This window comes from Mesorhizobium tianshanense, from assembly GCF_007830515.1.
In the GTDB taxonomy this organism is placed as follows: domain Bacteria; phylum Pseudomonadota; class Alphaproteobacteria; order Rhizobiales; family Rhizobiaceae; genus Mesorhizobium; species Mesorhizobium tianshanense.
In genome coordinates this window covers 71987-93228 of record NZ_VLKT01000009.1, presented here as the reverse complement: position 1 = coordinate 93228, position 21242 = coordinate 71987, and the positions used below count along the sequence as shown (strand labels likewise).

Genomic DNA, 21242 nt, shown 5'->3' with positions numbered 1-21242 from the left:
GACCAAGAGTTTCCGGCATTGCTGCCGGATGGAATCGCAACGGAATTTTAGATCCAAAGGAGTTGAAAACATGGAAGCAGAAGCAGCAAAGTATATCGGTGCCGGCATCGCATGCCTCGGCATGGGTGGCGCCGGTATTGGCCTCGGTAACATCTTCGGCAGCTATCTGGCGGGCGCGCTGCGCAATCCGTCGGCCGCGGATGGCCAGTTCGGCCGCCTGATCTTCGGCTTCGCCGTGACCGAAGCGCTGGGCATCTTCTCCCTTCTCATCGCGCTTCTGGCCCTGTTCGGCTGAGCCCCTGTTCGGCTAACATTGGGTTTGGACGGGCCGGCCGCAATCCAGCGGCGGGCCTGAATATCGGGGATAGTCCATGTTCGTGACATCTGCCTTTGCGCAAGAGTCCGCGCCCGCCGTCGAAGGCGGCCATACCGGCACGGAAGGCGATACGCATTCCGAAACCGGCGTGCCCGCCGAGGGGCACGGCGTGTTCCCGCCATTCGATCCGGCGACGTTTCCGTCGCAGATTCTGTGGCTGGCGATCACCTTCGGGCTGTTCTACCTGTTCCTGAAGAAGGTGGTGATGCCGCGTGTCGGCGGCATCATCGACGTCCGCAACGACCGCATCACGCAGGACCTCGACCATGCCGCCCGGCTGAAGGGCGAGGCCGATGCCGCCGTTGCTGCCTATGAGCAGGAACTGGCGGAGGCCAAGACAAAGGCCAATGCAATCGGCCAGCAGGCCAGCGATGCTGCCAAGGCGGAAGCCGAGACTGCCCGCAAGAAGGTCGAGGCTGCCCTCGACCAGAAGCTTGGCGAAGCCGAGGCGCGCATTTCGTCCATCAAGGCCACCGCCATGAAGGAAGTCGGCACGATCGCCGAGGACACTGCTTCGGCCATCGTCGAGGCGCTTGTCGGCGGCAAGGCCAGCAAGGCCGAGATCGCGGCGGCCGTCAAATCCGTGGCCCGGTGAGGAACGCATCATGGACGCCACATCACTTGCAACGCTTTGGGCCACGGTTGCCCTCGTCATTTTTCTTGGCATCGCCGTCTACATCAAGGTGCCCGGGCTGATCGCCAAGGCGCTCGATGCTCGCGCCGACAAGATCAGCAACGAGCTTGAGGACGCGCGCCGGCTGCGCGAGGAGGCCCAGCAACTGCTCGGCCAATATCAGCGCAAGCGCAAGGAAGCCGAGCAGGAGGCCGCCGACATCGTCGCAGCCGCCAAGCGCGAGGCCGACATGCTGGCCGCCGAGGCGCACAAGAAGACCGAGGACTACGTCACCCGGCGCACCGCACTTGCCGAACTGAAGATCGGCCAAGCCGAGCGCGAGGCGATTGGTGAGGTGCGCGCCAGTGCCGTCGATATCGCCGTCGAAGCCGCTCGCACGCTGCTCGCCGGCAAGATCGACGCCAAGGCCGGCGCCGACCTGTTCAAGGCCTCGCTTCAGGACGTGAAGTCCAAACTGAATTAAGCGAGAGTTTATCGAGGAGTTCTTCGAAAGCCGCCTGGGAGACCTGGCGGCTTTTTATTGTGGCGCGGATAATCTCACCCCTCAAGGAGGGAGATTGGCTGTCGCCGTCGCTTTCTCCTCAATCCAAGCCAGCAAGACTCTCTTCATCAGCCACTTCGGTGCCGCCGAGCCGGAACGGTGCGAAGGAGGCGCGGTGCAGCCGCGCCACCGGTCCATGCACCTCGATCGCCGTGCGGTGGCGGACCGTGGCGTAACCCATGTGGACCTCGAAACCGTATTGCGCGTGATGGCTGCCGCAGCCGCACATCATGCGGTCGCGCATCACCTTGGCCACGATCGAGGCGGCGGCGATCGACTGCGAGCGCTGGTCGCCCTTGATCAGCGCGCGGCCCGGGCAAGGCAGGCCCGGCGGCACGTCGCGGCCATCGGCGAGCGCCAGTTTCGGCTGCACCGGCAAGCCGACCAGCGCGCGACGCATCGCCTCGAGGCTGGCCTTGAGGATATTGCTGTCATCGATGCCTTCCGCGCTGACCGAGGCCATTGACACGCCAAGAGCGGATCCGAGGATTTTTAGGAACAGCGCCTCACGCTGCAGATGGTTAAGGCGCTTGGAATCGTCGAGACCGTCGGGAATGTTGGCGGGATCGAGCACCACCGCTGCCGCGACGACCGGTCCGGCGAGCGGGCCGCGGCCAGCCTCGTCCATTCCCGCCACCGGCCATAGACCTTCGGCCATCGCCTTCGTCTCGAAGGCGAAATCGGGTCTCTCGACGATTTCGAAGAGAAGCGGAGAATCAGAGCGCGCGCGAGCCATGTTGCGGCGAGGTTCGCATCGGCTCCGATTCTCCGCAAGCCCCTCCGGGTCGGGTGGGGCACCGGACCCAGAGGGCACCGTCTGCAAGCCCGGGGACAGGACAGGCCGGACGGGATTTTTTCATGTGCCGCCGGCAACGGCGGCGCATGATGTCTTCACAGCAACATCAGTTGCTCGGTCGCCTTGGCCGCGGCGATGAACTGGTCGGTCCTGAGCGACCGCCGCTCGGCATTGAGGCCAAGCCTTTTGGCGGCGATCTCGAAGCGCCGGCCGATCTGCCAGGCATAGGGGCCGGAGCCTTTCATGCGCTTGCCCCATTCCGAATCGTAATCCTTGCCGTCGCGCATCGAGCGGATCAGCGACATCACGTGACGGTAGCGGTCCGGATAATGGCGCAGCAGCCAATCCTTGAAGATCGGCGAGACCTCCAGCGGCAGGCGCAGCACGACATAGCCGGCCTCGCGCGCTCCTGCTGCACGTGCCGAATCGAGGATGCGTTCCATCTCCTGATCGGTCAGGCCGGGGATGATCGGCGCGACCATGACCGAGGCCGGAATGCCCGCATCCGAAAGCTGCCTGATCGCCTCCAGCCGCTTGGTCGGCGTCGACGCGCGTGGCTCCATCGTTCTGGCCAGCATCCGGTCGAGCGTCGTCACCGACAGCGCCACCTTGGCCAGCCCGCGTTCGGCCATGCGCGACAGAATGTCGATGTCGCGCGTCACCAGCGCGGATTTGGTGACGATGCCGACCGGGTGGCCGCGCGCCTCCAGCACTTCGAGGATCTCGCGCATGATCCGGTATTGCTTCTCGATCGGCTGGTAGGGATCGGTGTTGGTGCCGATGGCGATGGTGCGCGGCTGGTAACCGTCCTTCGACAGTTCCTTGTCGAGCAGCCGCGCCGCATCCGGCTTGGCGAACAGCTTCGATTCGAAATCCAGCCCCGGCGACAGACCCATGAAGCTGTGCGTCGGCCGGGCGAAGCAGTAGACGCAGCCATGCTCGCAGCCGCGATAGGGATTGATCGAGCGGTCGAAGGAAATGTCGGGCGATTCGTTACGGGTGATGATGGTGCGCGGCTTCTCGACCTGGACCTCGGTCTTGAAAGGCGGCAGCTCCTCCAGCGAATTCCAGCCGTCGTCGAACACATGCCGGCTGACCGGTTCGAACCGGCCGGATGGGTTGATGCCGGCGGACCGGCCGCGATTGCGCTCCGGACGGATACGGACGCCGCTCTGCTCGATCATTGCATTGGCCATCTCGGCTCTTCCAGCCCCGAAGGCGGCAATGTCGGCACGTACGATCTGTTCCATTTTCGCCCTCTCCCACGGACTGTCGGCTGGCTGTCGAATCGCTCTGTTCATGAAATTATTCCTATTTCATTCATGGGAACAAATCAAGAACATTTTTATGGTGCGACGCAAAACTGGCGCTGCGCCCGGCTTTCCGCTATTCGGCTAATGATGCTCAGCGTTCTCATCCAGACCCTGAATGACGAAGAGAGACTTGCCCGCACGCTCGCCTCGCTGATCGGCGGCGCGGTCGAGGGCGTGGTGCGCGATGTCGTCGTCTGCGACAGCGGCTCGACCGACCAGACGCACCGCGTTGCCGAACATGCCGGCTGCCTTTACGTGGCGAGCGGCGGCATCGCTGCCGGCATCAGGCAGGCCAAGGGAGATTGGCTGCTGCTGCTGGAGCCGGGTGCGCGGCTGGCGGAAGGCTGGATCGACGAGGTCGCCGCCCATGCGGCCAGGCAAACCATGCCGGCGCGGTTCTCGCGGGCGCGCGGCAGTCGCGTGCCGTTCCTGTCGCGGGTGTTTTCGGGGAACCGGGCATTGGCCGAAGGGCTGCTGATCAGCAAGCGTCAGGCCGCGGCCTTGTCGAAGAATGCCCGCAGCGCCGAAGCCATCGCGCGCGGCCTTGCGACCAGGAGGCTCGACGCCGAGATCTGGGTGGCGCCGGCGAAGTGAGGTCTTCCTTCTCCCCGTAAGCGGGCGAGGAAAGTCGCGTCCTTCGCCGAAGTTTTTGCCGAGGTCGTCGTTTATTGTGCATTGCACAAAAACTGACCTCGGGTTACCATTCTTTTTGAGGCGGACGGTTGGGTGGGTAGCGCCAGAGCAGTGAGCGATCTGCTTTGATAGTTGAGGATACCGATGACCCCTTCAAGCCCTGACAAATCCGGTGCTGCAAGCCTCGAGTCGATCGCTCGAAACGGCAGCCTGCTGCGCCGCATTGCCGTGCGGATTCCGACCTATCTGACGGACCTTCGCGAGAATCCGGCATGGCTGCCGATGTTCATGCTGGCGCGCACCATGCCGGCGCGGCGGTTGCATTGGCGCGGCGCAAAACCCGTCCGACCGGCACAAAACGTCCAGGAAACGATGTTCACCGGTGTCGATCGTGGTGCGGTGGTCGGTGCGCTCCGCTCGGAAGGCCTGTTTTCCGGGCTTGTTCTGCCGTCGTCGATCCACGAGGAGATCGCCAGCTTCGCGCAGCGCACGCCTTGCTTCGGCAATTTCGACCGTCGGTTGGAGTTCCTGCCGACCAAGCATGCGGAGGCCGAGAAACACTTCGGCCGCCCATTGCTCAGCGGGCACTTTTTCGAGAGGATCCTCGACTGCAATGCCGCGCTTACCGTGCAGCGCGACCCGTTGCTTCTCGACATCGCCGCCCACTATCTGGGCAGCCAGGCGAAGCTGATCACCACGCGCGTCTGGTGGAGCTTTCCGACGAACTCCGTCTCCGATGCCGAGAAGAACTTGGCGTCGCTTGGCAAATACCACTTCGACCTCGACGATTGGCGGATGCTGAAATTCTTCTTCTATCTCAATCCGGTCGATGCCGACACCGGTCCGCATGTCTATGTCAGGGGCAGCCACAACCGCCGCAGCCTCAAGCATCAGCTGACGCTTCTTGTCGGCCATCCGGCGGAAGAGGTCCTGGACGTCTACGGCGCGCAGAGCCCGGTTACCCTGACCGGCCAGGCGGGTTTGGGCTTTGTCGAGGATCCCTTCGGCTTTCACATGGGCACCGTGCCGACGCGTAAGCCGCGGCTGATGATGGAAGTCGGCTTCGGCGTTTCGCCGCCCTCGCGCCGGCGCTTCCATGGCGAGCCCGTCATCCGCTGATTTTGGGCGCTGATTTTGCCGCTGGTCTGTGGCGCTGGTTTTGGGAAGCCCGAAACAGACTTTCCCGGAAACCAGCCTAATTTGCCTTGGTGCCGCGACGCAGATGCTCGTCCAGGCGCGGCATGATCTCGACGAAGTTGCAGGGCATGTGCCGGTAGTCGAGCTGCGGCTTCAAAATGCCGTCCCAGGCGTCCTTGCAGGCGCCGGGCGAGCCCGGCAGCACGAAGACGAAGGTCGCGTTGACGACGCCGCCGGTCGCCCGGCTCTGGATCGTCGAGGTGCCGATCTTGTCGTAGGAAATGCGGTGGAACACTTCGGAAAAGCCGTCCATGCGCTTTTCGAAGATCGGCTCCAGCGCCTCCGGCGTCACGTCGCGGCCGGTAAAGCCGGTACCGCCGGTGGTGATGACGACATCGATCGCTTCGTCCCTCGACCAGCCCAGAACCCTGTCGCGGATTTTTTCGCGGTCGTCGGTGACGATGTCGCGGGCAGCCAGGATATGGCCGGCCTCCACGATGCGGTCGGCCAGCGTCTGGCCCGATTTATCGTCGGCGAGGCTGCGCGTATCGGAGACCGTCAGCACCGCGATGCGTACGGGAATGAAGGAGCGGCTCTCGTCAATTCTGGCCATCTGCGTCAGCCCTCCGATGTCATGCTTCGGGTCGCGGCGACGAACCAGTCGGGATGGCGGCTGCGGATATCGACGGCCGCGCGCTTGGCCACATTGCCGGTCTCGAACAGCCCGAAGCAGGTCGCGCCGGAACCGGACATCCGGGCGAACCCCGCTCCGGCCCTGTTGAGCACCGAAAGCGCCTTGCCGATGGCCGGCTGGATCGTCCGCGCCGCGGGCTCGAGATCGTTTCGGGTGATCTCCAGCCAATTGCGGATGCTGTGGAAGTCGAGGCTGCGCGGCAACGGCGGCAGCCCCTCATTGTCGCGATCGGAAAGCGCATTGAACACCTCGGCCGTGGAGACGGCGGTGCCGGGATTGACGAGAACCAGCCCAAGTGCCGGAAAGCGCGGCACGGTCGACAGGTCGTCACCAACGCCGCGCGCGATCAGCGGCTTTGCCGCGAGGCACATGGGAACGTCCGCGCCCAGCGAGAGGCCGATCCGAGCCAGTTGGGCGTCGTCGAGGTCCAGCCTCCATGTCTCAGCCAGCCCGCGCAGCACCGTTGCGGCATCGCTCGACCCGCCGCCGACGCCGGATGCGACCGGCAGGTTCTTTTCGAGCCTGATGGCCACCGGCGGCGTATGCCGCGGACCGGCTTGATCTCGCAGCGCGTCGCGCGCTTTCACGACCAGGTTGTTGCCGTCGAGCGGGACCGCGGAGGCGTATCGGCCCGACACGGAAAACCCGTCGCTGTCGGCCAGCTCGATCTCGACCCTGTCGCCGAAGCGCGTGAACACCGCCAGGCTATCGATCATATGATAGCCGTCGGCGCGCCTGCCGGTGACGTGCAGCGCGAGATTTATCTTGGCATGCGCGTGCAAAGCCCGCACGGTGATGCCGGAATCCACTGTGTCAGTCGCGAGGGGGATGATGTCAGTCCTTGGCCAGGCGGTATTCGCCGGTCTTCGGATCCTTGACCAGCGTGCCCATTGTGCCGTTGCTCGCTTGCTTTTCGGTCCGCCGTATCTTGGCCGTCACGCGCTCGGCTTCCCTGACGAAGGAGCGATAGCCGATATAGGCGACGGCGCCGACGAGGGCGAAGAAAATGATCTGCGGCATGTCGTAACTCCTCCCTCGCAAGGCCGGCAGAGGCCGGTCGGGTCGGTTAACGCATGTCGCCCAAAAGTGCGCGGCGGTTTTGGGACAACGACATGCATAAAAAACTCAAAGCGCGCCGCATGGACTTCTTCGGATACGCCACGCTCCAAGGCCTCATGCTAGACGTTTTCAACCGTTTTTCAAAGCCCGAAGCGAGCCCATAGCGCGCGCTCTTCCGCCGCATCGATCACGCCGCTTGCGGCGGCAGCTGCGATATCGGGCGCCGAAAAGCCCCCTTTACTCGAGCCGAACCAGCCGAACCGGCCGAACAGGCCGCGCGGCGCCGTGATCAGCTTGAGCTGGGTCTTCGGCCCGAAACGGGTCTTCAACACGCTGCGCATATCGCCGAGCGCATCGACAAGCCCGAGCTCCAGCCCCTTCTTGCCGGTCCAGAACAGGCCGGTGAACAGGTCCGGGTCATCCTTGAGCTTGGCGCCGCGCCGGTCCTTGACGAGGTCGATGAAGGTCTCGTGGACTTCGAGCTGCAGCGCCTTCAGCCGCTCGATGTCTTCCTTCTTCTCGGGCTTGAACGGGTCGAGCACCGCCTTGTTCTGCCCTGCTGTATGGACGCGGCGCTCGATGCCAATCTTCTTCATCAGCTCGGGAAAGCCGAACGAGGCCGACACCACGCCGATCGAACCGACGATGGAGGACGGATCGGCAAAGATCTCGTCGCCGGCGACCGCGATCATGTAGCCGCCCGACGCCGCCACGTCCTCGACGAAGACCAGGACCTTTCTGTTCTTCTCGGTCGCCAGGTCGCGGATGCGCCTGAAGATCAGCCGCGACTGCACCGGCGAGCCGCCCGGCGAATTGATGGAAATGGCGACCGCGGGCGCTTCGAAGGAAAACGCCTTCTCGATAGGGCCGGCGGTGGACGCCAGCGACAGGCTCGGCCGGAATTGGCCGCCGCCGGCCATGATGGTGCCATGCAGCCGGATGACGGGAATGGTGACGATATCGGAGCGCCAGGATTTCGGCAGCAGGCGGTTGAGAAAGCGTTTCACGGGGTCTCCGGTCAATTGGCTTGATGGCATGTAGGGATTCGTCGGCCAACGGCAATGCCGCAATGCATGTCGCCCAAAAGTGTCAGCGGCCTTGGGACAACGACATGCATAAACCCAAAAGTCAGTCGCCGAACAGCGATGCAAGTCCGTTGTTGATCATCTCGGTCTGTTCCGTTGGGCCGTCGCCCGATTGCGCGTGCAGCATCAGCGGCGGGCGGATCGACAGTTTCCCGCGTGCGCCGAGTATTGCCCTGACGACGATGCGGATCGCTGCTGCCTCCGGCCGAGGGTGGACGGCCAGCATCTCGGCGTCGCCGAAGCGGCCCGATATCGCATCGAGGATGGCGCCGAGCTGATCCGGCCTGGCAATCACGGCAACACCGCCGCGCGGCCGGACCACTGCAGCTGCACTTCGGATCCAGCGGTCGAACAGCCCGTCCTCCATGACATGCGCCGCCTTTCTGAGCGGGTCGGGCGTGGCGCGATCCTCGACGGCGTTGAAGGGCGGGTTCATGATGACGAAATCGAAGGACTTGTCGGCAAGGCCGGCGGCTGTTCGCGCTTGGCCCGACAGCGCGACGTCGGCTGCAAGCACCGAGGCGCGGTCGTTGAGATGCGCATTGCCGGGGTGGGCAAGCGTCGTTGCGGCGAAGGCGGCCATTTCCGGAGACCGTTCGATGAGCACGGCCTTGGCATCGGGACAGCGCGACAGCACCGCCAGCCCTGCGGCACCGGCGCCCGCGCCGAAATCTGCAAGGCGCCCGGCGAAAGAGGACGGCACGGTAGCGGCCAACATCATGGCGTCCATGCCGGCGCGATGGCCGACCTGTTTCGGCTGCACCAGCCAGAACCGCCCGCGATGGAAGGCATCGACCGTGTGGGCCGGCGTATCCCGGCCAAGGGTGGCGCGTGCCGCGGACATTATTTCTGGCGGATCTCGTTGGCGATGCCGGCGTCCGTCAGGATGCGCCGCGCCGCATCGGCCTGACCGGCGTCGACCATGATACGCCGGGGCAGGATGCCGATCGAACCGTCGAGCACGCTCATGTTCTGGTCGGCGACAAAACAGCCTATGCCGGCATCGCGCATCAGCGATTCGACAAAGGAGATGATCACGGCGTCGTTGGTGCGGATAAGCTCTATCATCGGATGAAACTCGCAGGTTGCAGCCGTTATGTAAACGTGGGTGGCTCCTGTCGCCAGCCTCGACCGCGCCAAATCGCCTCTTGCCGTGCCCGTGGGTACCGCCCTAGAGTCCGTGGCGGGATCAGGGTGCCGTCGTGCGCGTGACTTAATAGACGGGAGTGTTTGTGGTGGGTGTCGTTCTCAACATCGAAAACGGGAAGCGGGAAGCCGCCTCCATCAAGGACCTCATCGACCTGACCGCGGCCGATATGGGGCGCGTCAACAAACTGATCCTGTCGAAGGCCGGTTCCGACGTCGAGATGATCCCGGAGATTGCCAACCACCTGATCTCCTCGGGCGGCAAGCGGCTGCGGCCGATGCTGACGCTCGCCTCGGCCCAGATGTTCGGCTATTCCGGCGAGGGCCATGTCAAGCTCGCCACATCGGTCGAGTTCATGCACACGGCCACGCTCCTCCACGACGATGTCGTCGACGAGAGCGGCATGAGGCGCGGCAAGAAGACCGCCCGCATGATCTGGGGCAATCAGGCGAGCGTTTTGGTCGGCGATTTCCTGCTTGGCCAGGCTTTTCGCATGATGGTCGATGTCGGCTCGTTGGAAGCGCTCGATATCCTGTCCAGCGCCGCCTCGATCATTGCCGAGGGCGAGGTGATGCAGCTCGCCGCCGCCAAGAACCTCGAAACCACCGAGGATGAACATTTCGCGGTGATCAAGGCCAAGACCGCGGCCCTGTTTTCGGCCGCCGCCGAGGTCGGTCCGGTCATCGCTCAGGCGACGCGAAACGATCGCGCGGCGCTGCGCTCCTATGGCATGAATCTCGGCCTTGCCTTCCAGCTGATCGACGATGCGCTGGATTATGGCGGCACCAGCAAGGATCTGGGCAAGAATGTCGGCGACGATTTCCGCGAGGGCAAGGTGACGCTGCCGGTGATCCTCGCCTACCGCCGCGGCACCAAGGCCGAACGCACCTTCTGGAAGCGCGCCATTGAGGACAATGTCACCGACGACGCCGGGCTGGAAAAGGCGATCGGATTGATGACCCGCCACGGGGCGATCGCCGACACCATCGGACGCGCCGGCCATTTCGGCGAGATCGCCCGCGACGCGCTGGCGCCGCTGGAAGCGACCCCGCAGAAATCGGCGCTGGTCGACGTCATCGATTTCTGCATCAGCCGGGTAAACTGAGGGACATCGCCGATATTTGGCCGGCGCGGCGCCCGCTCTTCATCTTGGTTTCCCCTGCCGCGGCGAGCCAGTAGGCGACCTGGATGCCGTCGGCAACAGCGATCTTCAAGGTATCATCTGACAATCCCCCGACATGGCGGTTGGCGATTGCGATCAACAACGCCATGCCAACTGCATTGCCGACATGGAGCATGGTGGGGGCCATCGCTGACGCGACGCCCTCCGGGTCCACCAAGATGAAGCTTATGAGCCAAATGCCGTCGTCGACTTGCTTGATGGCGGGCCTCTGGCCGGCGAGCACGGTGGAGAGGTTGTTTTTTCTTTCTGTGCATGCAGAAGCAGCCGCAGGCGATGACGAGAATGTCTCGGTCGTGAATGGAATATTCCACCTCCGGCAGGTCTCCATAGGGTCTCGCGGACGTTCATAGAGATTCACGGGCGGCTTCATGCCGAGCGCTTCATGCAGCCTATCGGCATTGAATTCGTGGACGAAAGCATCGAAGCGGGCCCGCTGTTGCAGGCTGTTCATGTCCGCCGGCCCGATTGTGTGCTGTTTGAGGGTGTGCTTACGTTCATGCCAGCCGATGTTGCGGGTTACCCGACCTGATCCACTCGGTCCCGACGCCCTGCCGCGGCCACCAGACCGGAAGCCTGGTGTTGGGGACGCGAAGGAAGCCAGTTGTCGCTTCTTACTGCCGCCGGCAGGCCGCGTTCTGAAAAGAGGCGGGCGAAGGCGTCGATGACGGCAGCTCGCGCGTCGATTCATGGGCTTCGCACTGCACGACCATCTGCCTCAGCCGCAGCGCTTCGGCGCGCCGCGGACAGCCGCACCACGGAGCGCAGAAGACCCGCCAACGCCAAACTGCTTCTGCCACTGAAAGAAATCCTTGCGCGAGACGCCGAGTTCCCGCGACAGCTTTCTCAAATTCACGCCCATCGCCATCCGCTGCACCGTGGCAAGCTTCAACTCGCGACTGAAACGTCGCTCCGAGTGCTCTTGCCCCATCAGTCTCCTTGCGGAGACCTGTTACCCTTTTCGCGTCTACGTTCAGGGGTGCACTACACGATGTGTCCGGTACAATGCGTCGTCTATGTCTCGGGCCGCTCACCACATTCAGATAATCTGCGTTATCTTCTTCGGTGTGGCGGGTGAGTGAGAACTGTCGAAGGATTTCTTATGGGGCAGGCCTCCCCTAACTCCTTGCAACGCTGTCGACCGAAGGATCTGCTTTCGCCCACCCGCTTCGATCTCCGTGCCGATCATGAGCGATCCCGGCCGCAGTCGATGATGTTGCTCAACATCGTTGGCTTTCGTCCAAGGTTAGGGGCTTTCCTCCAAGGTCAGGCGATGACATACGGCTCCGCCATGCGCCGCATGTAGCTCCGAGAATGGATCTCCCCGTCCGCCGCATTTGGCAATCTCCCTGCGCCGCTGCATGAATATCACGGCGCGATATTGCACCGGCTATCGGCGACCACCCCAAGCAAGAACCTTTGCTATCATATGGGGTCTGGCTAAAGCTGAGACTCGATCGGAAGGTGGCGGACCAAGGCCGCTAGAACCCGGCGAGATATTCCGGCTTCGGGTTCGTGTGTGTATTCTTGGAGCATGCCTTCGTCGCATCCATGCCAGTGCAACACATTTTTTTTTAGTTCCAGCCGATAGCTGGTTTCTGGTGATATCTCAGTTTGAAAAAGGCGCCGAAGTTCACCGACCAATTCCTCATCCTCAAAGAGCACGCCCATTTCCGAGTTCAAAGACACTGACCGTGGATCAAAATTGAAGGAACCGATGAAGCCGGTCCTGTCGTCAACCGTGAAAGATTTGGTATGCAGACTGGCACCCTTGGAGCCAAACACCGAGATTGCCTGTCGGCGAGTGAAGGGCTGCAGCTCGAAAAGTCTCACGCCATTCCTGAGCAGTCGCTTGCGATAGTTTGCATAAGCCCCGTGGACCGCGGCGACGTCTGTAGCGGCCAACGAATTGGTCAACACCGAAACGTCAACCCCGTTGCTGACGAGGTCTTGCAGGATCACGGAGCCCCTTTTGCCAGGGATGAAATAAGGGGATATAATTTCCACACAGGTGCGCGCTGACAGAATGATGGGGAGCAACTCCTTCATAAGCCAACTGCGACGTCTCCAGCCTTTCACCTTCTCTGGAGGATCGGAAATCACCCGAACTCGATCCACCCAATGCACGTCGTCGCGGGCCGCGATGAACTCAGCGATGGACCCTCGGTCACCGATCCCATTCAAGAGCTTCGATTCGGTTTCGACGTCGTTTCCTGAGAACAAATAAGAACGCTCGTTCTCAGCGGCCGAACCCATGGCACCAATTGGTTTTGCGTCCTCGCAAGCCCAGAACGCCTCAAATATTTCGGCGGTTTGCTGCACGGCAGGACCAAGGAGCAGCACGTCAAGGTCGCGGAAATTGGTTTCTGCTGCGTCGAAATAGGCATCGCCAACGTTTCGCCCGCCTACGATGGCGATGCTGTCGTCAGCGATCCAAGCCTTGTTGTGCATCCTTCGGGTCAACGCAAAAAGCCGCAACGCAATTTCCACCCCGCGCATGACGCTGCATCGTCTGACGCCGCTCGGATTAAACAACTTCAACTCGATGTTTGGGTGATTGCTCAACGCCAGATATGCAGAATCGTTTTTGCGCGGATTGACGTCATCAAGGAGAATGCGCACCCGCACGCCGCGCTCAGCGGCCCGGAAGACTTCCTGCAGAAGCAAGCGGCCAGTGTGATCATCGTGCCAGAGGTAGTACATGAGGTCGAGACTGCGAACGGAACTCCTTGCCGCCAGAACGCGCCCGGCGAAAGCGTCAAAATTGTCCGGGAGGAGTAGCAAGCCGCTTTTGCCTGCTTTGATGTTGTCGTGCGTATTTTGCGAAATGGATACTTCCATGAAGTACTACCTTCGGCGATCGAAGCTGGCAGTGCTCAAAATCATAGCAAGAACCCTTCAGAGGTAATCTGGTTGCATACGCAGTTGCCGAATCCCTGAGGTTTCATCGTGCCTTGATCGGCAGATGAGCTGAGGCGATCCGAGATAACGATGTACGATGAAGGTGCACTTCGAGGCTGGAAATCAGACTTAGCGGTTTGGCTAGGATGCGACCGAGCGCAAGCAGAGGAAATTGCGAAGGGAAACTGGGCAATACGGTGTGGATTGGACCAAATGCGGCCCCGAAGAGGCCACCGAACGTGCCTTGTCGATCCGCACCCCATCCCAGTTGTATCCTTGATCCACGTCAACCAGCATTGTCGCACGGTGATCTAAGATTCAAACATCGGCCTGTTGGCTTCAGCGAAGGATCAGGCTCGTGACTCGCTTTAGATGGAAAGATTCCCGTCGGATGCCATCACTCGACAGCTCCGTTATCGGGCGTTTGCCAGCCTTCTGCGGCTGTCCGGCGAGGAGACCGACGACGTACACAAACACGCCCGGTCCTCTCGGTCTGTCAAAGGTTCAGAGATATTCTCCCGGGGCGAGGAGGCGCGTTCGTTCCACCTCGTTCTCTCCGGCCACGTCCGCGTATGCGGACCTCGCAGGAAGGCCATCAGGTTATTGCTCGCGACATCAACGGCGGGCGAAAGAAAGTTACGGTTATTGATCCGCACCGGCTGATGCTGGTTGCCGAGAACCACAGTAAAGCCTGAGCCACTCAGCCTACCATCGCCGCCTCAAGTTCTAGCACGAAATCCTCTTCGGAGATTTCGTGTTCGCGGCAGGCATCGGCGACAGTGTGGAACGCCCCGATAGGACATCCCACGCATAGCATGCGGTGGCGGATCATCACGCGAATAGTCGTTGGCCAACGTCGCATGATTTCGTCGACAGACATATCCGGGTCAACTGCGGGCTTGCGAGCCATTCCAGGTTCCTTCCAAACGCGGATTTTCCCCGGACTTCGGCCCCACCGTCGTTGCTGTTGCGCAAACACGAGCCATTTCAAGCCAGCAGCATTTGCGACTCGACCCTGCGGCGAAGTCAGTTGCACGGGTTCCCCCTGCTGGGAGGCGGCGACAACCCGCGGTGGTCCTCGCAGAGATAGCGCTTCAGGAGCGCGGCCAGCTATCGGTCGCCTCTACCCGCGCCCGAACTCCACAAGCTGACCCGAAGCCGAGTTCTCCAACAACCGCGCCCGCAGTCCTGGCCACTCAGCCACGATCCTTCGGACGGCATCCGGCTGCAACAGGCTGAAGGCTGTCGAAAACGCGTCTGCCGTGGTCGCGTCCGGCGCAAGGACGGTCACGCCCCGGTAGAGGCTTGCGCCGAGCCCGCTGCGCGGATCGATCAAGTGGCTGAAACGGCTCGTATCGTTGAAACGGAACCCATCCGGGCTGGACGTCGCGACTGCATTGTCCTCAATCTCGAGGATGGCAAAAAGCCCGGCCTCGCCCGGCGCGCGCTCGACGCCGACTTTCCAGGGACCGCCATCAGGCCGGGACCCGATGGCACGGATTTCGCCCATGTCGACCAAGCTCTTCGTGACGCCGCCTCGACGAAGCATGTCCACAATCCGGTCTGTGATGAAGCCCTGAGCGATGCCGTTGAGGGTGAGCGCCATGCCCCGCCGGGCGAAGGCGATCCTGTCTTCGCTGAAGAGCACGTTGCCGAAACCCACGAGGTCCAGGAATTCGCGCAGCTGCGCCTCCGATGGTCCTGCGGGGTCGGGATTGGTCCCGCCGAAATGGCTCGCAAGAAGCGTCCACAGGGGCTGGACCGTCGGATCGAACGCGCCGCCGCTCAGCTCCCAGACCACGCGGCTTTTCTCAAGGAGAGCTACGAGTTCCGGCGGCGGTGTGGCAAGTGCGCCCATCCTGTTCAGCTCCGAAAGCGCCGAATCGGCCCGGTAAAGGCTGAAGATGCGTTCAAGCCGCGCCACTTCGACGACAGCCTGCTTCACCAGCAGCTCGGCTGTGGCCCTGTCATGATGATAGATGGTCAGCGAGGCGGAGGCCCCGAGCGCCTGTCCCTCCCAGGTCACCGTCTGGACTCCTCCCTTGGTCGCGGCGCCCGCGGGAAGCAGACCAAGGCCCGCGGCCGAAGCGGTTATGGAGATAAAACGGCGGCGACTCAGCTTATGGGCCATGATCCGGCTCCTGGTGGGTTGCACCGGTGGTTTCCGGCGGAACATCGTCTTCCGCGGCGGAACCGGCCGCTCCCAGCACATAGTCGCGTGGGATATCGACGAAGCTAACAACTTGTCCGCCGTTCTTCTCGGCGAACTCGGCGGCCGCGGCTTCCGTCGAGAATGGAACCGTCTCCAGCGCGCCCATGCCGCCACGCACCGAACTTCCAATGACGTAGAAGGCCTGCCTGGCCTCGATCCAGTTTTCCGCTCCCGGCGCCTCCCAGCTCGGAGCTTTGGCCATGTCGGAGACATAGATGGCCGAGATGTTCTTCGGCTCCTCCGGCAGCATGGTGAAGGCGACCACGTCGCGAGCCGACGAAAACCAGATCGGTTCGGGAATCTGCCCAAGCATGACCTGCCCCTTCGGCCCGGGGTGCTCGAGCACGTTCATGCCGCAGTAATGGCCGACAGCAGCCTCCGTCAGGGCGACAGGTTTCGGGATTTCGATCTCGCCGTTGTCGCTGCACCCGGCAAGCACCATGAAGGCGGCAATCGCCGCGGGAAGAAGCAGTCTCAAAGTTCTCTCCTGGCAAACACCATCGCGGCAGCCGCCAGCGGCGCAAGCGTCCAGGCGAGCAGCGCCGCGATCAAAGCAGATGGCCCGAGCGCCGCATTGTCGGCTACGCCGCCCATGCCGGACAGGGCTCCGACGCTCTCCGACCCCAGATTCAGCAAACGGTAGGCGTCGGTCGGATTAGCCAGTAGTAGCGCGCTCAGCAGCCCGCCGCCGATCGTCCGGCCCTGGTCGATGACCAGCACCCCAAGCAGCGCCATGTCGTAGATGAGGACGCAGACCAGCCAGACCCCGATGGCGATCCCACCCGCTGTTCCGCGCTCGGCGACGAGCGCACTGACGAGGTATCCGATGGCGATGAACACCGCCCCCAGCAGGATCGAGGAAAGTATCATCGATGCGAATGCCGTCCAACTCGCCGTATCGATCGGCACCCCGGTTGCAGCCATCGAAGCCGCGGCCGCACCGTAACCGAGCAGCGTGGCGAAGGACAGGATGGCTAGGTGCCCGATGAACTTGCCCATGATCACCTGCCAGCGCCCGATGGGATAGCTGAGGAGCAAGAGCATCGTGCCGCGTTCCATTTCCCCGACGATTGCGTCATGCGAGATCAGGAGCGCGATCAGCGGGACGAGGAAGATGGTGAGGCTGGACAGGCTGACGATGACCACGTCGAGCGCGCCGGCGCCGACGTTGCCCGTTGGAGCGCTCCCCAGGAATGTCAGTGTCAGGGCTAGCGCCGCAAGCAGCAGTGTCGTGGCAAGGACCCAGCGATTGCGCAAGCCCTCCTGGATTTCCTTGCGGGCAACGATAAGGATATTCATCATTGAGGTGCCTCCTCAGCGCCAAGGAAGTGGGCGTAGAGCTCGTCAAGGGTTGGAGGGGCAACGTCGAGGTCGACCACCGGCGCGTCGCTAGAGGCAGCGCTTCTGAGCAGCGAGATCTTCTCACTTGGTTCCGCGTCGATCTCCAGCACATGGCCGTTGACGCGTTTCCATGCGCCCGTCCGGCCTATCCAGTCGTCCACCGTGCCTGCTTCACAGTCCGCGAGCCTGACGCGGATGCGCGTTGGCAGCTTTGCGATTTGTCGAAGTTCCTCGATCGTGCCGTCCGCGATCTTGGCTCCGCGGTTGACGATCACCACGCGATCCGCCTTGCCTTCGAGTTCCGTCAGCGCGTGCGAGGACAACAGGACGGTCGCACCGTCCGCCCGCAATTCGGCGACGATCTCGTAGAAGCTGCGCCGCAGTGCCGGATCCAGTCCCGTCGTCGGCTCGTCGAGGAGCAACACCCTCGGGCGACCGAGCAGCGCCTGTGCAAGGCCGAGTCGCTGGCGCATACCCTTCGAGTAGGTGCCGACGCGACGGTCGTCCGCACCTGCCAGGCCGACCCGCTCGAGCAGGGCTCCAACAGTGTCAAGCGGAACGCGTTTCAGGCGCGCGTAAAAGCTCAGCGTCTCGCGCCCGGTCAGCGCCATATTGAAGGAGACGTTCTCCGGCAGGTAGCCGAGCCTCCGGCGTGCGGCGAACTGGCCCGCCGCCGGGTCTTCGCCAAGGACCCGGACCGTTCCCGAGTCCGGACGGATGAGGCCGAGCATCAGCTTGATGAGCGTTGTCTTGCCGGCGCCGTTATGGCCGACCAGAGCGATTGTCTCGCCCTCCTTGAGACTGCACGTGACGTCGGTTACGGCAGGGACCTTGCCGTAGGACTTGGTCACGCCCGTCACGTCCACGGTGTCAGTCATGGCTGCTCCTCCAAGGCGGCGCCATCAGCGGGTGGCTGTCGACCACGCCGCCGGGCAGGAGCGCCGGAAACTGTGTCTGCGCCCAGCGGATCACCTGCACCGCGGGACTGTTCATGAGGACCTTCGCCTGCGGAGAGATCCACAGGACCCGGTCGACCAGATCGTTCGGCCGGTAAGGATTGTCACTAATGCCGTCGCCGTCGAGATCGAAAGCCGGATTGTCGCTCCAATAATTGCCCCGGCCTTGTTCCGACCAGTCGAGATGGCGGGTTCCGACATACTTCACCTGGTTGCGGTTCCTGACGAAGGCGTTGCCCGACATAGCGTTTCCTTCCGAACCCGCCGTGAAGTGGATTCCGATTGAGCATCCCTCGAACAGGTTGTTGCGGAATTCGTTCTTGTTGGCGTTGTAGATGAACACGCATTTTTCGGGACCGAGACGCATCCCGCGGTCATTCGGCGCGGCGTCGGCAGGTTTCGTGTTCGGCACGGCGTGCGCGCCGCTCACGCGGCCAGCGGCTGTCCACCTTTCGACCGGCTGAAGCCGTCCTCGTACCGTATTGCCCGTGATCACGGAACCGTTCGCATAGTTAAGCATCAGGCCGTGGTCGCGGTCGCCGTCCGAAATGTTGTCTTCGACGTGCAGGTTCTTCGAATACATGATGGCGTAGCCGACATTGTTGCCGACCGAAACGTTGCCGCTGACCTCGCTGTCATTGGTGTACATGTAATGAATCGCGAAGCGCAGGCTGCGCAGCGTATTCCCTCTGAAGACGTTGCGTTTGCTCGTCTTGGTGAAAATACCGTCCCTGCCGAAGCTGATGTCGTTCTCGATCACCTGGGCGCCCGGAGCGTTCCAGAGCGATATGCCGTCTCCGGCCTCGCTGGTCCGGCCCTGCCGCATGCCGACGATCCTGTTGCCCTTCGCCAGCGAATCCTCGGCGCCGTGGAGGTAGATGCCGACGAGATTGTCCAGGATCGTGTTGTCCTCGACGCGCGTTCCAATCGCCGACTTCGCAACGAAGACGCCGGAGTCCATTTCGGAGAGGTTCCGTCCCGATCCCCTGATCTCCAGTCCGCGGACGATCGACCGCGGCGCCGTGACGGTGATGACGCTGCCGCTCCCGCCGCCTGCGACCACGGCTCCGCTTTGGCCTTCCAGCGTCAGCGTCTTGCCGATAGTGACAGGGCCCTCATGCTTGCCCGCCTGCAGCCGGATGACGTCGCCGGGTGAGGCGGCATCTATCACGGCCTGCAGGCTCCCTGCGCCGGGAGCCTGCAGGATAAGCTCGGCCCACGCGGGCGAACCGGGGAGGGCGGCGAGAAACGCCGCCATCCCCAATGCAATTATGCCCAGTCGAGCCATCGGCTCACACGCCTTGCGGCTCGACGAACATGCGGCCCTTCATCTCCATGTGCATCGCATGGCAGAACCATGAGCAGTAGTACCAGTAAACGCCGGGCTTGCTCGCGTTGAAAGTCACCGAAGCGGTGGCCTGCGGCGCCACTTCCATGTTGATGCCGTAGTTGATGATGCTGAACCCGTGGGTCAAATCCTCCACCTCGTCGATATTTGTGACATAGACCGTCACCTCATCGCCCTGCTTGACGGTGAACTCCTCAAGACCGAACGCCGGAGCCACCGAGGTCATGTAGACGCGGACCTTGTTGCCGTCTCGAATGACCTCCGAGTCCGACATGAGATCGATGCCATCGGCCGCCGCCTGTTTCACCGCATCGGCGAAGAACGGATCGTCGCGGTTCCAGACATGCACTGGATCGATCTTGGAGCGGTGCACGAGCGTGGCGTCGTGCGGCTCGGCGAAAGTCGGATTGTCGTGCACCAATACCATCTCGTCGCCCGAGATGTCGATGAGCTGATCGTTCTCCGGCTTGAGAGGGCCGACGTTGAGATAGCGGTCCTTGGAGAACTTGTTAAGCGAGATCAGCCATTTGCCGTCAGCCTCTTTGGTCTGGCCCATGGAGGTGTGGTTATGCCCCGGCTGGTAGTGCACGTCCAGCTTTTGGCGGATCGGATCGACCTGCTCGCCGGCGAACGCCCGCTTGGCGTCTTCTATGTTCCACTTGCAGATCTGGCTGTCGATGAACAGCGTCGTGAAGGCGTTGCCCTTTCCGTCATAGGCGGTATGCAACGGCCCGAGGCCCAGTTCCGGCTCGGCGACAACGGTGTCACGCGGCTGGATCTTGTCGTCGAAAAGATCGTCGAACTTTCGCACGTCGAACACCGTCACCGTCGGTGACAGCTTGCCGTTCGCCACCACATGGATGCCGTCGGGTGCGGTGTTGATGCCGTGTGGACTGTTGGGAACGGGAACGTAGCGCGTGAGCGGGGATCCTTTGCGGCCGTCCAGCACCGGAACACCGTTGATTTCCTCGAAATCGCCCTTCGCAACCGCGTCTTCGATGCGCTTGAGGTTGAAGATGACGACCCAGTCCTGCTCGTTCGCCATCATCTCGGCAAGGTTCACGCCCTCTTCGGAATTGTAGCAGGTGGCGAAGCAATACTTGCCCTGGTAGTCGGCGTCGACGTTGTCGAGATTGCCGTCGACCATGATTTGCCAGGCCACCTTCATGGTCTCGCCGTCGACCGCTGTGAAGATGGCGCGGTAGGTGCTCTTGTCGTTCATGGTGGTGCCGTCGTTCTGCAGCGGCACGCGGTCCTCGCCGTTGCAGAATACGTATCCCGTCTTCGGATATTTTTGGACACGCAAACCGTGAACCGTGTGCTGGTTCGGCAACTGGATGATCTTGTCGCATTTCATCACGTCGAGACGGATGCGGCAGACGCGGGTGTTGGCCTTGTCGTTGGCGTAGAGATAGCGGCCGTCATAGGTCCCATCGGTGAAGGACGGATGCGGATGGTGCAGATCGCCGTTGTGATAGACCCCGCCCTTGTCCTTCAGGAACTCCACCGTCTCCGGCAGCAGACCCTCGGTCAGCACTTTGCGGCTCTCATTGGTCAGGCCCCAGCCGGTGGCACTACAGCGATTGAACACCGGAATGCGCATCATTTCGCGCATGGACGGCGCGCCCACCACCCGGATTTCGCCCGACTGTCCGCTCGAGAAGAAGACGTAATATTCGTCAAGCTCCCCAGGCCTCACTTCGTAGCGGCCGCCGGCGGCCGGCGCGGTTTGTGCCGCAGCCGGGGATAGCGCGCCTCCCGCCAGAGCCAACGCGCCGCCCGTACCGGTCGCTCCGGCGGCTGCTGCGAAAGCGGTTGTGCCGAGCAACTGGCGTCTGCTCAGACCTTTTCTTGTTTCTTCCTGTGACATTCAGCTCTCCTGGTGCTGG

General features: G+C 62.5%; 24 protein-coding genes. 6 read left to right on the top strand and 18 right to left on the bottom strand.

Annotated features, from left to right (window positions below):
• Positions 1 to 70 precede the first annotated feature (70 nt).
• The 3 genes from IQ26_RS09155 (at position 71) to IQ26_RS09145 (ending at position 1473) form a co-directional block, all read left to right on the top strand.
• Positions 71 to 295, top strand: a complete 225-nt coding sequence (locus IQ26_RS09155) for a F0F1 ATP synthase subunit C (protein ID WP_056103679.1) — start codon at positions 71 to 73, stop codon at positions 293 to 295.
• A 76-nt stretch (positions 296 to 371) separates the two neighbouring features.
• On the top strand, positions 372 to 971 hold the full coding sequence (locus tag IQ26_RS09150; RefSeq protein ID WP_145716054.1) for a F0F1 ATP synthase subunit B: 600 nt from the start codon (positions 372 to 374) through the stop codon (positions 969 to 971).
• 10 nt (positions 972 to 981) lie between these two features.
• Positions 982 to 1473, top strand: coding sequence for a F0F1 ATP synthase subunit B (locus tag IQ26_RS09145; protein WP_145716052.1), 492 nt, complete (start codon positions 982 to 984; stop codon positions 1471 to 1473).
• A 118-nt stretch (positions 1474 to 1591) separates the two neighbouring features.
• Here IQ26_RS09145 and IQ26_RS09140 read toward each other — a convergent pair whose 3' ends face one another.
• Together IQ26_RS09140 and IQ26_RS09135 are read right to left on the bottom strand one after the other, a co-directional pair.
• Positions 1592 to 2287, bottom strand: coding sequence for a ribonuclease HII (locus tag IQ26_RS09140; protein ID WP_145716050.1), 696 nt, complete (start codon positions 2285 to 2287; stop codon positions 1592 to 1594).
• Between the two features lie 155 nt (positions 2288 to 2442).
• Positions 2443 to 3597 (bottom strand): PA0069 family radical SAM protein, encoded by a 1155-nt coding sequence (locus tag IQ26_RS09135; RefSeq protein ID WP_145716048.1) that lies wholly within the window; start codon positions 3595 to 3597, stop codon positions 2443 to 2445.
• A gap of 150 nt (positions 3598 to 3747) precedes the next feature.
• Here IQ26_RS09135 and IQ26_RS09130 point away from each other — a divergent pair, with 150 nt between their 5' ends.
• Positions 3748 to 4254 (top strand): glycosyltransferase, encoded by a 507-nt coding sequence (locus IQ26_RS09130; RefSeq protein WP_145716235.1) that lies wholly within the window; start codon positions 3748 to 3750, stop codon positions 4252 to 4254.
• 183 nt (positions 4255 to 4437) lie between these two features.
• The gene (locus IQ26_RS09125; protein ID WP_145716046.1) at positions 4438 to 5412 is read left to right on the top strand and encodes a phytanoyl-CoA dioxygenase family protein; all 975 of its coding nucleotides are present in this window, start codon (positions 4438 to 4440) and stop codon (positions 5410 to 5412) included.
• Positions 5413 to 5488: 76 nt separating this feature from the next.
• On the opposite strand, the gene moaB is transcribed toward IQ26_RS09125, so the two are convergent.
• From moaB to IQ26_RS09095, 6 genes are all read right to left on the bottom strand, one after another.
• Positions 5489 to 6043, bottom strand: a complete 555-nt coding sequence (gene moaB, locus IQ26_RS09120; RefSeq protein WP_145716044.1) for a molybdenum cofactor biosynthesis protein B — start codon at positions 6041 to 6043, stop codon at positions 5489 to 5491.
• Between the two features lie 5 nt (positions 6044 to 6048).
• Complete coding sequence (locus IQ26_RS09115; RefSeq protein ID WP_145716042.1) at positions 6049 to 6933, bottom strand: 4-(cytidine 5'-diphospho)-2-C-methyl-D-erythritol kinase; 885 nt, start codon at positions 6931 to 6933, stop codon at positions 6049 to 6051.
• A gap of 25 nt (positions 6934 to 6958) precedes the next feature.
• Positions 6959 to 7144: a hypothetical protein gene (locus IQ26_RS09110; RefSeq protein WP_126039610.1), complete on the bottom strand. Its 186-nt coding sequence runs from the start codon at positions 7142 to 7144 to the stop codon at positions 6959 to 6961.
• A 179-nt stretch (positions 7145 to 7323) separates the two neighbouring features.
• The gene (locus IQ26_RS09105; RefSeq protein ID WP_145716040.1) at positions 7324 to 8190 is read right to left on the bottom strand and encodes a S49 family peptidase; all 867 of its coding nucleotides are present in this window, start codon (positions 8188 to 8190) and stop codon (positions 7324 to 7326) included.
• A gap of 121 nt (positions 8191 to 8311) precedes the next feature.
• Positions 8312 to 9112: a tRNA1(Val) (adenine(37)-N6)-methyltransferase gene (locus tag IQ26_RS09100; RefSeq protein WP_145716038.1), complete on the bottom strand. Its 801-nt coding sequence runs from the start codon at positions 9110 to 9112 to the stop codon at positions 8312 to 8314.
• Positions 9112 to 9336 (bottom strand): putative signal transducing protein, encoded by a 225-nt coding sequence (locus IQ26_RS09095; protein ID WP_145716036.1) that lies wholly within the window; start codon positions 9334 to 9336, stop codon positions 9112 to 9114. Before IQ26_RS09095 ends, IQ26_RS09100 begins: the two co-directional genes overlap by 1 nt.
• 167 nt (positions 9337 to 9503) lie before the next feature.
• Here IQ26_RS09095 and IQ26_RS09090 point away from each other — a divergent pair, with 167 nt between their 5' ends.
• Positions 9504 to 10520, top strand: a complete 1017-nt coding sequence (locus IQ26_RS09090; RefSeq protein WP_145716034.1) for a polyprenyl synthetase family protein — start codon at positions 9504 to 9506, stop codon at positions 10518 to 10520.
• On the opposite strand, the gene IQ26_RS39920 is transcribed toward IQ26_RS09090, so the two are convergent.
• From IQ26_RS39920 to nosZ, 10 genes are all read right to left on the bottom strand, one after another.
• On the bottom strand, positions 10504 to 11049 hold the full coding sequence (locus tag IQ26_RS39920) for a hypothetical protein (protein WP_208760128.1): 546 nt from the start codon (positions 11047 to 11049) through the stop codon (positions 10504 to 10506). The two genes, IQ26_RS09090 and IQ26_RS39920, sit on opposite strands and share 17 nt — an antisense overlap.
• A 264-nt stretch (positions 11050 to 11313) precedes the next feature.
• Positions 11314 to 11526 carry a transposase gene (locus IQ26_RS09080; protein WP_145716032.1) on the bottom strand — a complete coding sequence of 71 codons (213 nt, stop codon included), beginning with the start codon at positions 11524 to 11526 and terminating at the stop codon, positions 11314 to 11316.
• Between the two features lie 509 nt (positions 11527 to 12035).
• Entirely contained in the window at positions 12036 to 13436 is a 1401-nt protein-coding gene (locus tag IQ26_RS09075) for a phospholipase D family protein (protein ID WP_145716030.1), read from the bottom strand.
• Between the two features lie 760 nt (positions 13437 to 14196).
• The gene (locus IQ26_RS09070) at positions 14197 to 14406 is read right to left on the bottom strand and encodes a DUF1858 domain-containing protein (RefSeq protein ID WP_145716028.1); all 210 of its coding nucleotides are present in this window, start codon (positions 14404 to 14406) and stop codon (positions 14197 to 14199) included.
• Positions 14407 to 14619: 213 nt separating this feature from the next.
• Positions 14620 to 15672, bottom strand: coding sequence for an FAD:protein FMN transferase (locus IQ26_RS09065; protein ID WP_240547039.1), 1053 nt, complete (start codon positions 15670 to 15672; stop codon positions 14620 to 14622).
• Positions 15617 to 16150, bottom strand: a complete 534-nt coding sequence (locus IQ26_RS09060; RefSeq protein ID WP_162457907.1) for a nitrous oxide reductase accessory protein NosL — start codon at positions 16148 to 16150, stop codon at positions 15617 to 15619. The genes IQ26_RS09065 and IQ26_RS09060 overlap by 56 nt, the downstream gene beginning before the upstream one ends.
• A gap of 32 nt (positions 16151 to 16182) precedes the next feature.
• On the bottom strand, positions 16183 to 17010 hold the full coding sequence (locus IQ26_RS09055; RefSeq protein ID WP_145716024.1) for an ABC transporter permease: 828 nt from the start codon (positions 17008 to 17010) through the stop codon (positions 16183 to 16185).
• Positions 17007 to 17927 (bottom strand): ABC transporter ATP-binding protein, encoded by a 921-nt coding sequence (locus IQ26_RS09050; RefSeq protein WP_145716022.1) that lies wholly within the window; start codon positions 17925 to 17927, stop codon positions 17007 to 17009. The genes IQ26_RS09055 and IQ26_RS09050 overlap by 4 nt, the downstream gene beginning before the upstream one ends.
• A complete protein-coding gene (locus tag IQ26_RS09045) occupies positions 17920 to 19293 on the bottom strand; it encodes a nitrous oxide reductase family maturation protein NosD (protein WP_145716020.1) in 1374 nt (457 codons plus the stop codon). The genes IQ26_RS09050 and IQ26_RS09045 overlap by 8 nt, the downstream gene beginning before the upstream one ends.
• A gap of 4 nt (positions 19294 to 19297) precedes the next feature.
• A complete protein-coding gene (gene nosZ, locus IQ26_RS09040) occupies positions 19298 to 21223 on the bottom strand; it encodes a TAT-dependent nitrous-oxide reductase (RefSeq protein WP_145716018.1) in 1926 nt (641 codons plus the stop codon).
• Positions 21224 to 21242: the final 19 nt, after the last annotated feature.